Source organism: Arcticibacter eurypsychrophilus (assembly GCF_001730525.1).
In the GTDB taxonomy this organism is placed as follows: domain Bacteria; phylum Bacteroidota; class Bacteroidia; order Sphingobacteriales; family Sphingobacteriaceae; genus Arcticibacter; species Arcticibacter eurypsychrophilus.
Genome location: NZ_MDFN01000006.1, coordinates 139,270 through 154,247, shown reverse-complemented (window position 1 = coordinate 154,247; position 14,978 = coordinate 139,270). Strand labels below are relative to the sequence as shown.

At 39.6% G+C, this 14,978-nt stretch carries 10 protein-coding genes; all 10 read left to right on the top strand.

The features are described from left to right. The first annotated feature begins 493 nt into the window (after positions 1-493). Positions 494-952, top strand: coding sequence for a hypothetical protein (locus tag BFL47_RS05215; protein ID WP_170827273.1), 459 nt, complete (start codon positions 494-496; stop codon positions 950-952). A 54-nt stretch (positions 953-1,006) separates the two neighbouring features. Next, positions 1,007-1,594: a hypothetical protein gene (locus tag BFL47_RS05210; protein ID WP_069658744.1), complete on the top strand. Its 588-nt coding sequence runs from the start codon at positions 1,007-1,009 to the stop codon at positions 1,592-1,594. A 22-nt stretch (positions 1,595-1,616) separates the two neighbouring features. Continuing rightward, positions 1,617-2,213, top strand: a complete 597-nt coding sequence (locus BFL47_RS05205; RefSeq protein WP_069658743.1) for an RNA polymerase sigma factor — start codon at positions 1,617-1,619, stop codon at positions 2,211-2,213. After that, the gene (locus BFL47_RS05200) at positions 2,213-2,845 is read left to right on the top strand and encodes a hypothetical protein (RefSeq protein WP_069658742.1); all 633 of its coding nucleotides are present in this window, start codon (positions 2,213-2,215) and stop codon (positions 2,843-2,845) included. Before BFL47_RS05205 ends, BFL47_RS05200 begins: the two co-directional genes overlap by 1 nt. Positions 2,846-3,201: 356 nt before the next feature. After that, the gene (locus tag BFL47_RS05195) at positions 3,202-3,675 is read left to right on the top strand and encodes a GtrA family protein (protein WP_069658741.1); all 474 of its coding nucleotides are present in this window, start codon (positions 3,202-3,204) and stop codon (positions 3,673-3,675) included. Positions 3,676-3,852: 177 nt separating this feature from the next. Beyond that, positions 3,853-4,080, top strand: coding sequence for a recombinase family protein (locus BFL47_RS19235; RefSeq protein ID WP_083257017.1), 228 nt, complete (start codon positions 3,853-3,855; stop codon positions 4,078-4,080). Positions 4,081-4,121: 41 nt separating this feature from the next. Continuing rightward, entirely contained in the window at positions 4,122-10,574 is a 6,453-nt protein-coding gene (locus BFL47_RS05190; protein ID WP_069658740.1) for an alpha-2-macroglobulin family protein, read from the top strand. Positions 10,575-10,739: 165 nt separating this feature from the next. Beyond that, complete coding sequence (locus tag BFL47_RS05185; protein WP_069658739.1) at positions 10,740-12,275, top strand: ankyrin repeat domain-containing protein; 1,536 nt, start codon at positions 10,740-10,742, stop codon at positions 12,273-12,275. Positions 12,276-12,280: 5 nt separating this feature from the next. Then, on the top strand, positions 12,281-12,769 hold the full coding sequence (locus tag BFL47_RS05180) for a DUF2271 domain-containing protein (protein WP_069658738.1): 489 nt from the start codon (positions 12,281-12,283) through the stop codon (positions 12,767-12,769). A gap of 12 nt (positions 12,770-12,781) precedes the next feature. Then, on the top strand, positions 12,782-14,977 hold the full coding sequence (locus BFL47_RS05175; RefSeq protein ID WP_069658737.1) for a PepSY domain-containing protein: 2,196 nt from the start codon (positions 12,782-12,784) through the stop codon (positions 14,975-14,977). Position 14,978 lies beyond the last annotated feature (1 nt).

The window sequence follows — 14,978 nt, the reverse complement described above, 5'->3', positions numbered from 1 at the left end:
AAATGAGTTTAATTTTTATCGGACAGCAGTGTAAACAAATACAACTAATTACGTAAATTCCTATTTACACCTTCATTTTAATCTGATCAAATTATTTGCTCTGATTACTGGCTTCATAAGAATATTCGATTAAGGTTCCAGTATTATCAAATAACGAGGGAATAATGATTAACTCATTCTAATAGCAAGTACTTTCTAGGTATGAAGTACTGTCATAATCTATACATTGCTTATAATTCAAAATCATGGTTATGAGACGATGTTTATAGACAAGGAACCCCATCCTTCACAAACCCATTTCGAATCCCTTTTGAGCCTTATAAAAGCCTCGTAAAATATTATTTTAATTTCTATTGAACGTTTGTCTGACTTGGGTGTATAGAGGGTCAGATTATGAATTAAATTAACCGAGAACAACATGAAAAAAACAAAACTCCACACAGTAGCTACCGCCTCGTTCCTGGCGCTGGCATCTATCTTTGCTTTTAAACCGATGGACGATATCAAGGGTTGGTTCCTTGCGGGAAGTAATCCTGAAAGCTATGAAATTGGCCTTGTAAAGGATGCGGAAAGAAATGGTAACGTTGCCTTTTTGAAGTCAAAAAAGGCAGTTGACGGCTTTGGGACCATCATGCAAAGCTTCAACCCCTCGAGCTATTTAGGTAAAAGGGTTCGTCTTTCTGGTTATATCAAGTCAAAGGATGTTACGAACTGGGCCGGGATGTGGTTCAGGATAGATGGACCGGAAAAGACAAAGCCTCTGGCGTTTGACAATATGCAAGAAAGGCCAATCAAAGGCACTACGGAATGGAAAAAGTATGAGATTGTATTGGATGCACCTGAAAACAGTGTTGGTTTTGCTTTCGGTTTGCTGCAAGCCGGGCCTGGGGAAGTCTGGCTGGATGATTTGAATTTTGAAATTGTAGACAAAAGTGTTCCCCTGACCAATTAGATAAAGTATAAAGACCCAAATAATCAGTTATATTTAATTAATTGCTAAAACAACATGAAAAAAATAAAACTCTACATAGTGGCTGCCGCCTCGTTCCTGGCGGTGGCATCTATCTTTGCTTTTAAACCGATGGACGACATTAAGGGCTGGTTCCTTGCAGGAAGTAATCCTGACAGCTATGAAATTGGCCTTGTAAAGGATGCGGAAAGAAATGGTAACGTTGCCTTTTTGAAGTCGAAAAAGACAGTAGATGGCTTTGGAACGATCATGCAGAGTTTCAATCCTTCAAGCTATTTAGGTAAAAGGGTTAGACTTTCGGGCTATATCAAATCTAAAGATGTGAAAAATTGGGCTGGAATGTGGTTCAGGATAGATGGGCCTGACAAAGCTAATGCGCTTGCTTTTGACAATATGCAGAAGAGACCAATCACCGGTAATACAGCATGGAAAAAATACGAGATCGTATTGGAGACACCTGAAAACGCTACCGGATTTGCTTTCGGTGTGTTGCAAGCTGGTCCAGGAGAAGTCTGGCTGGACGATCTCAAATTTGAAGTGGTAGACAAAAGTGTTCCCCTGACCAATATACTGTCACCGACAGTCTCAGGACCACAGAATCTGGATTTTGAGGAGTCTAAATAATTGAAATAAGAAACTGGAATTGATGCTTTCATTTTTGAATAAAACATACGCCGTTTGCTCCGATGAAGAGCTGATGGCGTATGTAGTTAAAGGCCACCACCCTGCATTCGAACAACTCTATATCAGGTATTCGAAGCCCTTATTACGATTCTTTTACAGGCAATTATACCAGGATGAAGAAAAGGCTCAGGATTTTTTGCAGGACTTGTTCCTGAAAGTAATAGAAAAGGCAGATTTGTATCATCCGGATAAGAAATTTAAGATTTGGATCTATGCGATTGCCAGCAACATGTGTAAAAATGAATATAGAAAAAATGAAGTTAGGGGATGCAAGGTGATGGATTTTGATTTCACAGCGATCATGGATAAGAGTACTTCTGCCCTATCTAACAGGTTTGACCAACGGCTGTTCAATCAGATGCTTGTGAAAGAATTGGAAAAGATGGATGATTTACATCGTCTTACCTTTGCAATGCGATATCAGGACAACCTCTCGGTAAAAGAAATCAGCGAGGTGATGGAATGCGCAGAGGGTACGGTAAAATCGAGGTTGTTTTATTCCTTAAAGAAACTGAACTCAGAACTTAATATTTTTAATCCTTATAAAGAAACGAAATAATGGAGACATTGGAGCCAAAACTGGAATTGCTCTTGATGAGCAAAGCTTTCGGAGCACTGAATGCCGAGGAGCGCCTATTTGTGTCTGCTTTTCTTACTGAAGAAAGGTACAATGCTTATCACCTTATTCTGAAGCATACGCTTAGTGCTGCTCAGGAGTCCAATGACACTTTGCTGCCTGCAGCAGGAATCAGTAAGAAACTTAAAGCACATTTTGTTGCAATAAGGAAACCTGCTGTTGGTTTCGGTCTATCAGTAAAACACTTGTCGATCGCAGCTTGCTTATTCTTTGCCGTTTCTTCGGTTGTAGTATTGTTTAAAGCTGACAAGTCGAACAAAGCACAGGACATACCAGAACTAGTTAAGGTTAACTTGACCTCGGTGCGACCAGAGCCGAAGGAAAGATCAGTGGATCTTTCAGAAAAGCCTTTGGAGCAAAGGCTGGTTTCCATTGTAAAAACTGTTCCGAAAGTAAAGACAATTAAGCAGGTAAAGCTTGTCGAAAACACATACAACATTGTACCAGTATCTGAGAAATTTTACGGCCTGCATGTACAGGAGCCCCTGGTGGGTTTAGAGATCGATGTGAATGATCAGCTTTTGGGATTGAGCATTTCCGTAAATAACAACTAACGTTTTATTGCTGTGCAACTTGTTTATAAAATTTACTAAAAGTTTCGCAAGGGCAAGATTCCAAATTCATTCATACAAATGAAGTCTATTAAAATAATAAACTATAAAAATAAACCATAAGAGGAATTTATCAATGATTAATAAATGTTTGTTTCTAATGATCAAATGCTGCAAAATAACGGTGGAATGGTGACGAATTGAACGTTGTCTTATCAAAATTACAGTTACTTTGGCTGTGAGCACGTGGAAAAGTACAACAGTATGGTATTTTGCCTTATGAACTTTATTTTACCTGATAATAGCCGCATTTTGCAGGAAAATGCGCTTTGATTCCTACTTTCGTGCACATTCGAAATATGCGAAAAGCAGTATTAACCTGTATAGATTTTTTCTTTCCACCATTTTCCAAATGGATTTCTCGTGACACTTTTAGATACCTTGCAACGGGTGGTTTCACCTTTGCAACCGGAATTGTTGTCTATTACCTGGCTTACAATTATATATTAGAACAAAAAGACATCCGGCTTTCCAAATTGTTAGTGACCGCGCCAATCGCCGCTCTGGCTATTGAATCAATTGTTACCTTCTTAATCGGTTTCTTTTTAAATAAATACTTGATCTTTACGGATTCAAAATTGAAAGGCAGAATTCAGCTTTTCCGCTATGGCTCTATAGTAGGTACCAACCTCATACTTAACTATGCTTTCATGAAATTGATGGTTGAAGCATTTGCTTTTTACCCGACGATTGCAAAGATTCTGACTTCCATTATTTTGGCTATTTTCAGTTATTTCTCTCAAAGACATTTTACTTTCAAGGTAGATAAGTGACAATATTATTCTATTCTCTAGACGTAACCTTAATAATTAGAGCGAGTTTACTTGACGAAATAATTCTTGCCTTAGATATCTCATTATCAAGAAACGGTCGTTTTTTTAGACGAGGGAGAATAGGCTTTTCATGAATTCGTTTTGGCCAAATTCATGAATTCGTTTTAACCGTTATAGCTGACAGAATTTGGTTGCACAAATATCTACCAAGAAAAGATTTCTGGAAACAATACAGATAGACCGGAACTTAAAAAACTTCTCAAAAAGTTCAGAAAAGGCGATCAGGTTGTTTTGAAATTGGATCGTCTCGGCAGCCCACTAAGAGACCTGGTTGATTTAGTTGCAATTTTCTATAATCCTTTTATGCTAATTGCTCTTAAACTGCATCTTATCGCTATAAACTAGTCATTAATTCACTAAATTTAGCAAAGACCTAAATTCATTCTATGCGCTCATATCTCTCTGCCTTATCAAAATGCTTTTTGGTTATATGCCTTTTGCTGAGCATCCAACTAGCAACGGCTCAAAGCAAATTTAACGATATCAGTTATAAAATAGATTCTTTGGCGAGCATTGGATTGCCTGGATCGGCACTTAAGGAGGTTGACAAGTTGGATGCGCTTGCCCGCCAAACTAATAATGCCCCACAACAAATCCGGGCTGTTATTTATAGGATGACTTTTCAATCGTACATGGAGGAGAATGCAATGATTGCTATTATCATCCGTTTGAAAACAGATATTGATAAAGCAAAATTTCCGGTAAAGCCAGTATTGCAATCCCTGCTGGCGGAGACTTATTGGAAATACTATCAGCAAAACCGCTATCAATTTACTCAGCGTAGCCATTTAGATAAACCCGATGTTGACTTTACAAAATGGGATCTGCAAACCATAATTACAGAAACAAGCAACCTGTATAAGCGATCATTAACAGAGGCAACCCTGGAGCAAAACACACCAATTAGCGTTCTTGATGGCGTTCTGGAGGGGGATACACTGACCAGGTACCTTAGGCCTACTTTATATGATCTACTCGTTCAACGTGCGCTCGATTTTTATCTGACCGATGAGGCAGAGCTTACTAAACCTAAATTGCCCTTCTTACTTAAGGACCCTGAATTGTTTGGACTTAGCGATCCGTTTACCCCTCCTGGGCTTGCGTTTCCCTTTCTGCGCATGACTACAAAAGATACTACTTCAAATTTTTATAGTGGAATAAAGTTATTGCAGCAAGCGTCATTATTTCACTTAAAACGCCATGATGTAGAGGCATTGGTAGATCTTGACCTCAAACGACTCTATTTTTTATACAGTAAAGCAAAACTTGCTAAAAAAGATTCATTGTATCTTCTTGCCCTAAAAGAGTTAGGAAGTACTCATTCCGATAAACCCATTAGCAGCCAGGCTTTGGTGATGCAGGGGCAGTATTACCAGGCAATTGACAGTTTAAAAACTGCGTATAGGTATTTCAAATCGGCAGCTTCATCTTATCCCGAAAGCTTTGGTGGAAAGAATGCTTTGAAACTGATCGCCCAGCTTGAGGGTAAAGAACTTTCGGCAAAGCTAGAAGATGTGAACAGTCCGGATAAATCGTTATTGGCTGTATTGAATTATAAAAACGTTAGTGCTGCTAAAATTAATATATACAGGTTATCAGCAGTGCAATTGACGGCTTACCACAAAAATTATGATACAGGAAACGGACAAAAAGAACGTTTTGAGTTCTTGAAAAAAATAAATCCAGTAGCAACTAATGTATTTGAATGGGTAGATCCAGGCGACTACAGTAAACATAGTGCAGAAATAAAAATAGATGCATTATCTGCTGGAAATTATGTTTTGATGGTTAAAGACCTTTCTTCTGATGACGAAACGCTAACGGGCTTATCGGAATTTAAGGTAAGTTCTTTAGCTTATAACGCGCGGTTAAATCCTGATGGAAGTACGGAACTACGTGTCATGGATAGGCAATCAGGTTATCCATTAGAGGGTGTACATGTCAAATTGAGCGGTAGGTATTGGGGTTACAAAGATGCAGCAGGAACTCCAAGATGGATCGATTTTCAAGAAAGAGGGTTAACCAATAAGGATGGCTTTTACCATTCACAGAAACACACGAACAACATCTCGGTGGAACTGCATTATAAAGGTGACACCTTAACAAACGAATCAAAATATATTAATGGCGCTGCAGATAATAACAGAGATGATGAAGCCAAAGACAAAACCGTTTTGTTTACCGACAGGCAGATTTATCGCCCTGGTCAATCTATTTACTTTAAGGGGCTACAGCTTGAGATATTAAATGGAAAAAGTAAGATAGTGCCCGCTAAAGTGTTAAATGTCACGTTTTGGGATGTGAACAGGAAAGAGGTAAGCACGCTAAGGTTAAAAACAAATGAGTACGGAACGATTAGTGGCAGCTTTATCATTCCGCAAAATATGTTAGGTGGCAGCGTAGAATTAGAAACATTGGATGGTTCAATTTATGTTAAGGTGGAAGAATATAAGCGCCCCACTTTTCAGACGGAATTTCTACCTGTTAAGGAAAGCTATAAGCTTAATGATTCTGTTTCCATTAAGGGAACTGTTACAGCCTTCTCGGGATATGGATTATCACAAGCCAGGGTTGCCTACCGTATTGTTCGCTCGCAAAATAGGGTGTTTCATAACAATTTAGAAAGGCTGGGAATATATGGCTACCGCTACATTCAGCCGGAAATTGCAGAGATCAAAGCAGATACCATTACAACAGACGATCAGGGCAAGTTTGAGCTGAAGTTTAAAGCTATTCCTGGCGAAATAGATAAAACCATTATCGCTTCCTATAACTATACCATTAGCACAGATGTAACTGATGCTGCAGGTGAAACCCATTCTGCACAAATGGCTGTCGTGATTGGCTACAACGATATTGCTATTCAAAATTTTATTCCAGAGATCATCTTTGCTAAAGACACTTTAAAATCTGTTGTACGAATTAATAACTTAAACGGCCAGCCACAGAAGGGAACGGTTAAAGTAGCTGTCTATGCTTTGCAAACCCCTGAAAATACAGTTATAAACAGGCTTTGGGAAAAGCCTGATCAATATATATTAAGTAAGGCCGATTTCAAAAGCTCCTTCCCTCAGTATGCGTATGGTACAGAAGATATTAGCGCTACATGGGCAAAGACCAGGCAGGTGACAAACTTAGATATAGCAATTGAAGAAGAAAAGCCGGGTATTATTGACCTTAATGTATTAAAAAAATCACCATCAGGGGTGTATCAGATCATTATAAGTGGGCGCAATGAAAAAGGGGACACGACTTCAATAACGAAATATATAAGTTTGGTTGCTGAACCCAGTCAACCATCTGACATCAAGAACTGGATTATCCCTGTTATAACCACAGTAAAAGGAGGTGAAAGCGCTGAATTTTTGGTAGGTATGGGCAGCAAGATGAATGTATTAATGGAGCGTTACCAGGCGGCTAAGCTTATTTCATCCAAATGGATCACTATCGAAAATGATCAAAAAAGTATTAAGATCCCAATTTCTAATGTGGATAAGGATGTGGCTATTCAGTTTATGATGGTCAACAATAACCGTTCTTGCAGTATTTATCAAAAAATAGCAATCTTAGCTAAAGATGAGACGCTGAAACTGAAGCTGCTTACCTTTCGTAACAAGTTACAACCGGGACAAAAGGAACAATGGAAAATACAAGTAAGTAATCAGGACAATGAAAAGCAAGCCGCAGAAATGCTTGCTGGTTTATATGATAGCTCGTTAGATGATATTAGCCCAGCCCAAAATTGGCAACAAGCGTTATCTGATCCTGGAGAATACGAACCCAATTACTTTGCATGGAGCACCTATAATTTTGTAAACGTAGCTACTACAAATGCTGTTTCATCAAATCAAGGAAACTACATCTTGCTTTTACGTGATTATGAAAAGCTAAATTTGTTTGGCTATACTTATTACGGCGGTTACAATGTAGGTTATTCAAATTATTTAGAGGTTGCTAAAGCAACTTTTCGGAATCTGGAAAACGATAAAGCATTAGAAGCCGCTTATCTGAAGAATGCCGCGTTAATAAAAAATGGGTACGTAATAACCGGCAAAGTAATCGACGCTAATGACGCAACGGTACTTCCGGGGGTAACTGTCAGTATTTCCTATTCAAATATTCATACATCAACAAATTCAAAAGGTGTTTTCAAAATAAAGGTGCCCGTTAATGCTAAGCTTACCTTTGGTTTTATTGGCTATATCAGCCAAGTAATAAACACTACTAAAGAGGAAAATATCAGTGTAAAATTAGAAGGTAGTAGTGCTAAATTAAATGAGGTGGTTGTTGTGGGTTATGGCAGCCAAAAAAAGGAGAGTCTTACCGGTTCAGTACAGACGATACGGATTCGTGGTAATAGCACGGTTTCTGATAACGCTGTGTATAATTTTGCCTCAATTGATCCTTCTTCAATTAATGCGCTTGCCGGCAAAATAGCAGGTCTACAGATTAGTCAGGATGTGCCGTCTGATCAGGATCTAAGGAGCACAATACCCAAACCAATTACTTTACGAACAAACTTTAATGAAACAGCATTTTTCTATCCGCAATTGAGTACCGATGAAAAAGGGCAGATATTGATTGATTTTATCCTGCCTGAAGCTTTAACGAAGTGGAAGTTTAGAGCACTAGCACATACCAGGGAATTACACACCGGCTATATCGAAGCTGAAGTGGTTACACAAAAACAACTTAGTATTGGTGCTAACATGCCACGGTTCTTACGAGAAGGTGATACGATTAGCATTTCAGCCAGACTGGCCAATTTAACCGCCAAAAAGCTAGGGGGTAAAGTTAGGATGCAGCTTTTCAATGGCATAAATATGCAGCCTGTTGCATTATTGCAAGATCCAGCTCAATCTGAACAGTCTTTTGAGTTAAATGCATCAACTAATAAAGCGCTATCGTTTAAGTTGATTATTCCAGCGGGGCTAGATGCACTTACTTATCGCATTACGGCTGAGTCTGATACATACAGTGATGGTGAAGAGAACACCGTGCCAGTATTGCCAGACCGCATGCTAGTTATTGAAAGCTTGCCGATGATGATTCGGGCAGGGCAAAATCGGGTCTTTGCTTTTGATAAATTACTAAACAATAAAAGCAATACGTTAAAAAGTAAGTCGCTTACATTAGAGTACACACAAAATCCTGCTTGGTATGCGGTACAGGCACTGCCATATATGATGGAATTCCCGTATGAATGTTCTGAACAACTGTTTAGTCGCTACTTCGCGAATAGTTTAGCTACTAACTTGATGAATAAGACCCCCATCATCAGGCAGGTATTTGAAAGGTGGAAAAGTAGTACTAGTACGGAGTTGTTATCCCACCTGGAAAAGAATCAGGAACTAAAAACGACATTGCTGGAGGAAACACCGTGGTTGCGTGATGCCCTAACTGAGTCGGAACAAAAGAAACGCCTGACGCTGCTTTTTGATCTGAATCATATGAGCAGCGAGCTGCAGTTGAATTTGAATAAACTGCAAAAACGCCAACTACCGGATGGTGGGTTTTCGTGGTTTGCCGGCGACCGTTCAGACCGATATATTACTCAGCATATTTTAGCCGGCATAGGTCAATTGGTTCACTTGAAAATTGCAACTGATAGCAACCAAATAGTAAAAGATATAAAAGAACAAGGGCTTAATTATCTTAATAATCAGCTTACTGATGATGATAATAGGACCAAAGAGTCAAAAGATTATTTAACCAGAGGATTGGATGCCATGGAAATACATGCCTGGTATACGCATAGCTATTTTGGGAACGAGGTAACTTCCAATGCAGTTAAGCGTGTTTTCGACAACTACATTAAACGAGCTGAAAAGCAATGGGTAACGCAAAATGTGTACGAACAATGTATGATAGCGTTGACTATGCAACGTCATGGTAAGCTGGTTGTAGCAAGCGCAATTATTAAATCGTTAAAGGAAACAGCTCAGCAGTCAGATGATTTAGGGATGTACTGGGCTAAAGTTCAAAGGGGATATTATTGGTATCAATCGCCTATAGAAACCCAAAGTCTATTGATAGAACTGTTTACAGAAGTGGGTAATAATGCAAAAGCGGTAGGGGAAATGAAGATTTGGTTGTTGCTGAATAAACAAACCAATAACTGGAAAACTACTAAAGCTACAGCCGCCGCCAGCTATGCCTTGCTACTTAATCAAAGCGAATGGTTATCAGCGGGTAATACCTCAGTGATCAAGTTAGATGGTAAATTGTTAACGGAGTTAAAGCCTGATACTAAAACCGAAGCAGGTACAGGATACTTAAAAACAAGCTGGGTTGATGAGCAAATTAAGCCGGAGTTTGGCAAGGTAACCATTAATAATTCTGGAAAATCTATAAGTTGGGGGGCTATGCACTGGCAATACCTGGAGCAAATAGATAAAATAACACCGTCCAATACCGATATTCATTTGGAACGCAACTATTTTATTCAGAAGCAAACGGATTCAGGTCCATTATTAACAGCGGTTGATGCTTCACATCAGCCTAAGACAGGAGATCTGTTAAAGGTTGTTGTTTACTTGAAAGCTGGCCGTGACTTTGAGTATGTGCAGTTGAAAGACATGCGCCCCGCAGGCACAGAACCAATTAATGCGTTATCTGAATATAGATATCAGGATGGTTTATACTATTATCAGGTAACAAAAGATGCAGCAACTAATTTTTTTATCAGTCGGCTTAACAAAGGGAATTATGTGTTTGAATACCAACTAAGGGTTGCGCAACCTGGTAATTTTTCAACCGGCATAACCACCGTACAATGCATGTATGCCCCAGAATTTAATGGGCATAGCTCGGGGTTAAGAATGGACATAAAGCCATAAAATTTGTCGCGTAATCTTTAAAAGTTCTCTACAGCAAGATTTTTTTGAAAAGGTATACTGTGCTAACTTTTTGCAACGATTCATCTCTTTAAATTAATTTTTCGTTCCTGGTTTTATTTAGACTGATTCTTATTAACTTAGCGTTACTGTAAATACGATCGCTACATGAGAAAACTAATTGCCGCGGGTTTAATTCTAATGTGCTTGGGTGCAAATGCCCAGCAGAATAAGTTTTTGGATCAATCCTTTTGGCAAAGTTCACCAGATGTAGTTGCTGTTAAGGCAGCAATTGCAGCGGGAAACAGTCCATCTGAAATGAACCAAAATAGTTTTGATCCGGTCGTGATGGCTATAAATGCGGAGGCACCGACAGCGTCTATCAAATATTTGCTGGCTCAGCCGGGTAATGATATATCAAAACCTACGCATGATGGCCGTATTTACCTGCATTGGGCTGCTTTCAGAGGAAATGACGAACTGATTTCCTACCTGCTTGATAAAGGTTCTAAGATCGATTTAAAAGATAGTCATGGCACCACTCCTTTGCTTTTTGCAGCTAGTGCCGGACAACAGAATACAAAAATATATGACCTGCTGATTGCTCATGGTGCTAATCTGGAAAAGGAAGTAACTGAAGATGGTGCAAATGCTTTATTATTAGCAGTTGCTAACGATAAAGACCTTACGCTAACCAATTACTTTGTATCAAAAAAACTCGACTTAAACAGCACGGATGCAGTAGGTAACAATGCTTTTAGCTATGCGGCTAAGTCGGGAAACATAGCGTTATTGAAGCGCCTTTTAGAAAAAGGGGTTAAGCCTAATGCGGATGCGATGCTCATGGCTGCTCAGGGTGGTGGTGGCAGGCGAGGGGGTGCAACTATTGGCCTTCCAATTTATCAATATCTGGAAAGCTTAAATATTAAGCCGACTGCTACTGGTAAGGGTGGTGAAAACGCGCTTCATTATATTGTACGCAAACCAAACCAGGCTGAGGTTATTCAATACTTTTTATCAAAAGGTGTTGATGTAAACCAGTTGGATGAAGATGGTAACACCGTATTTATGAATGCTGCGGCATCAAACCGCGATACGGCTGTTTTCGCATTGTTAGCGTCTCGGGTTAAAAATATAAATCAGACCAACAAAAAAGGACAAACCGCTTTAACTTTAGCCGTAGGTACTAATTCACCTGATGTGATCCGTTACTTGTTAGCAAAAGGTGCAGATGTAAAAACACTGGATAAAGATGGAAATAATGTGGCCTACTATGTAGTAGAATCATTCCGTCCGCAAATGGGACAAGGCGGCCCGAATGGTCAGGGTGAAAGGCCAGCTAACGTACCGAAAGCAGATGATCTGGAAACTAAGTTAGCTATCCTGAAAGAAAGGGGCCTCGACCTTGCTGCTCCCCAAAAGAATGGCAACACATTGTATCATATAGCTGTTGGGAAAAATGATCTGTCATTGGTAAAACGCCTGGTGTCATTGGGTATAGATGTAAACGCAAAAAATAGTGAAGGCTTAACAGCTTTACACAGAGCGGCTATGATCGCTAAGGATGATAGCATGATGAAATACCTGATTGCTATCGGTGCTAAAAAAGATGCTGTAACTAATTTTGAAGAAACGGCATTTGATCTGGCGACTGAAAATGAATCGCTTACAAAAAATAACATACCTGTTAACTTTCTGAAATAATCAATATGTCCAATTTATTTAAAGCGGCGCTTTTAGTGTTTACGCTAACTTTTGCAGTCCCTTCTCTGTCACATGCTCAGAGCACGGCGAAATATAAATGCATGGTCCAGATGACCAATTATATGGGCGAGGGTGCGTATGTAGTCATATCGCTTATTGATAGTAAAGGTGCTTACGAAAAGACCTTATATGTGATGGGCCCTGATAAAAAATGGTATTCAAGTTTAAAAGAATGGAATGCTTCAAAGGCTAAAAAGCAGGCGAATATCAGTGCGATAACTGGTGCTTCTGTTACCGGTGGGGATAGAAGTGTAAATGTGATTGAGATTCAAAATTCAAAGATCAATGCGGGTTATAAATTACGCTTTGAAAGCGCTGTAGAAGATAAGGTCTATCACGTTAAAGATCTGGAAATACCGCTTACAACCGCTACCCTTTCTGCAAAAAGCGAAGGTACCGGGTATATCCGTTATGTGCGTTTTAGTGCTAATTAAGAATACGCATTTATGACCATTTCGATATGGAGATACAGCCATTTAGCTTTGGCCTTATCGTCTTTTATTTTGCTGATTCTTGCCGCTGTTACTGGAGTTATTCTTGCTTTTCAACCAGTGGCCGAAAAGATGCAGCCGTATCAGGCGGAACAATTTAACTCGGTTACGCTTGCCCAGTCGTTACCGGCGCTACGAAAAGCTTATCCCGGTATTTCTGAGATTACTATAGATGCGAATCATTTTGTAAAAGCGAGTGGCAGCTATGCAAATGGTAAAAAGCTGCTGGCTTATGTAGATCCTCTTACTGGTCGTGTCTTAGGTATTCCAGATAAAAAAAGTGATTTCTTTGAGTGGGTAACTGCCTTCCACCGGTCGTTGTTTTTACATGGTATGGGTCGGTTCTTCGTAGGCTTAACCGCTTTTTTATTGTTGTTGATTACTGTTTCCGGAACCATACTGATCATTCAGCGGCAACGTGGCGTTAAGCGTTTTTTTACCCGAATAGCTAAAGATAACTTTGCCCAATATTATCATGTAGTATTGGGACGATTATCCCTGATACCAATCATTATCATTGCACTAAGCGGCATTTATCTGTCATTTGCACGATTCGGATTAGTGAGCAGTCCAAATAAGTTGCCAGAGATAGATTTTGACGCGATTCGTTCTGAACCTAAAAAAAAAGCTGAGGAATTTGCTATCTTCAAGCAAACAAAGTTATCAGATGTAGAATCTGTAGAATTTCCATTTTCGGAAGATGTCGAAGACTACTATACCCTTAAACTCAAAACAGGTGAGGTTGCAGTAAATCAAATCACGGGGGATATTATTAGCGATGTAAAATATCCAACTGCTGTATTAATTACAAATTTAAGTCTCGACCTGCATACGGGAAGAGCCAACTCCATTTGGGCGATTATTTTGGCCCTTGCATCAGCTAATATTTTATTTTTTATTTATTCCGGATTTGCCATCACCCTAAAGCGAAGGGCCAATCGTACCCGCAATAAATATAATGTCCATGAAAGTAAATTTATTATTCTTGTAGGCTCTGAAAATGGCAATACATTTAGTTTTGCCAGGTCGGTTCATCGGCAATTGATTAAAGCGGGTGAAAAGTCGTTCCTGACAGAGCTTAATAGGTACACTGTTTTTTCAAAAGCAGAATATCTGCTGGTTTTTACCGCTACCTATGGGTTGGGCGATGCACCAACTAATGCTGCTAAATTTGCCAATTTGCTGGCAAAATTCCCGCAACAACAATCGCTTAAGTATTCGGTGCTAGGTTTTGGTTCGCACGCCTATCCTGATTTTTGTAAGTTCGCTTTTGAAGTAAGTAATTTGCTTTCTCATCAGGACTGGGCTGTACCGCTGATTGATATGCATACGGTAAATGATAGGTCTCCTGCCGAATTTGGCCTGTGGACGGAGGCCTGGTCTCAGCAAGCTGGGATTTCCATAGAGGCGCTTACTGAACTGCATCCTGTTAAAGCAAAAAATCTGGAAGAGCTCAGCGTAACCGCTATAGCCCATGCAGAACATGAAAGTGGTCTATTTACGATCAGCCTAAAGGCAAAAGGAAATTTACGTGTCGCCTCTGGCGATTTACTAGTCATATATCCTGAGAATGATCATCGGGAAAGGCTTTATTCAATAGGTGTTATAGGTAAAGAGATCCGATTAAGTGTAAGGCTGCATCTAGGTGGCTTAGGTTCAGGTTTTTTAAATCGGTTAAAGCCTGGTGACAAAATTCAGGCTAAGATTGTCAGTAATACGCACTTTCATTTTCCTGAAAAAGCATCCGAAGTTGTCATGATTTCGAACGGTACAGGCATTGCACCCTTTTTAGGAATGATCAGCGCGAATACTGGGAAGATATCCTGCCATTTGTATTGCGGTTTTAGGGACAAGGTATCGTTTGAGAGATATCAAAGATTTTTAGATTCAAATAAGGCGGCAGGGCAGGTTCTAAGCATCAATGTTGCCATTTCCCGAGAAGGTCAAAGAGAGTATGTTTATAACCTGATAGAAAAGGATGCGGATCGAATAGCCGCGATACTTGGCAAAGGCGGCGTTATGATGATCTGCGGATCGCTATCGATGCAGAAAGATGTGATGGAACTGCTTGAAACCATTTGTCAGACCAGGACAAATAAGAGTTTAAGCTTTTATCAATCGCATGATCAAATCCGTACCGACTGTTATTAAT

Excerpts from the sequence above, each read along its gene's own strand:
- BFL47_RS05180 (WP_069658738.1), top strand. The coding sequence starts at position 12,281 with ATGTCCAATTTATTTAAAGCGGCGCTTTTAGTGTTTACGCTAACTTTT.
- BFL47_RS05215 (WP_170827273.1), top strand. The coding sequence starts at position 494 with ATGGACGATATCAAGGGTTGGTTCCTTGCGGGAAGTAATCCTGAAAGC.
- BFL47_RS05190 (WP_069658740.1), top strand. The coding sequence starts at position 4,122 with ATGCGCTCATATCTCTCTGCCTTATCAAAATGCTTTTTGGTTATATGC.
- BFL47_RS05205 (WP_069658743.1), top strand. The coding sequence starts at position 1,617 with ATGCTTTCATTTTTGAATAAAACATACGCCGTTTGCTCCGATGAAGAG.
- BFL47_RS05210 (WP_069658744.1), top strand. The coding sequence starts at position 1,007 with ATGAAAAAAATAAAACTCTACATAGTGGCTGCCGCCTCGTTCCTGGCG.
- BFL47_RS05200 (WP_069658742.1), top strand. The coding sequence starts at position 2,213 with ATGGAGACATTGGAGCCAAAACTGGAATTGCTCTTGATGAGCAAAGCT.
- BFL47_RS05175 (WP_069658737.1), top strand. The coding sequence starts at position 12,782 with ATGACCATTTCGATATGGAGATACAGCCATTTAGCTTTGGCCTTATCG.
- BFL47_RS05195 (WP_069658741.1), top strand. The coding sequence starts at position 3,202 with ATGCGAAAAGCAGTATTAACCTGTATAGATTTTTTCTTTCCACCATTT.
- BFL47_RS05185 (WP_069658739.1), top strand. The coding sequence starts at position 10,740 with ATGAGAAAACTAATTGCCGCGGGTTTAATTCTAATGTGCTTGGGTGCA.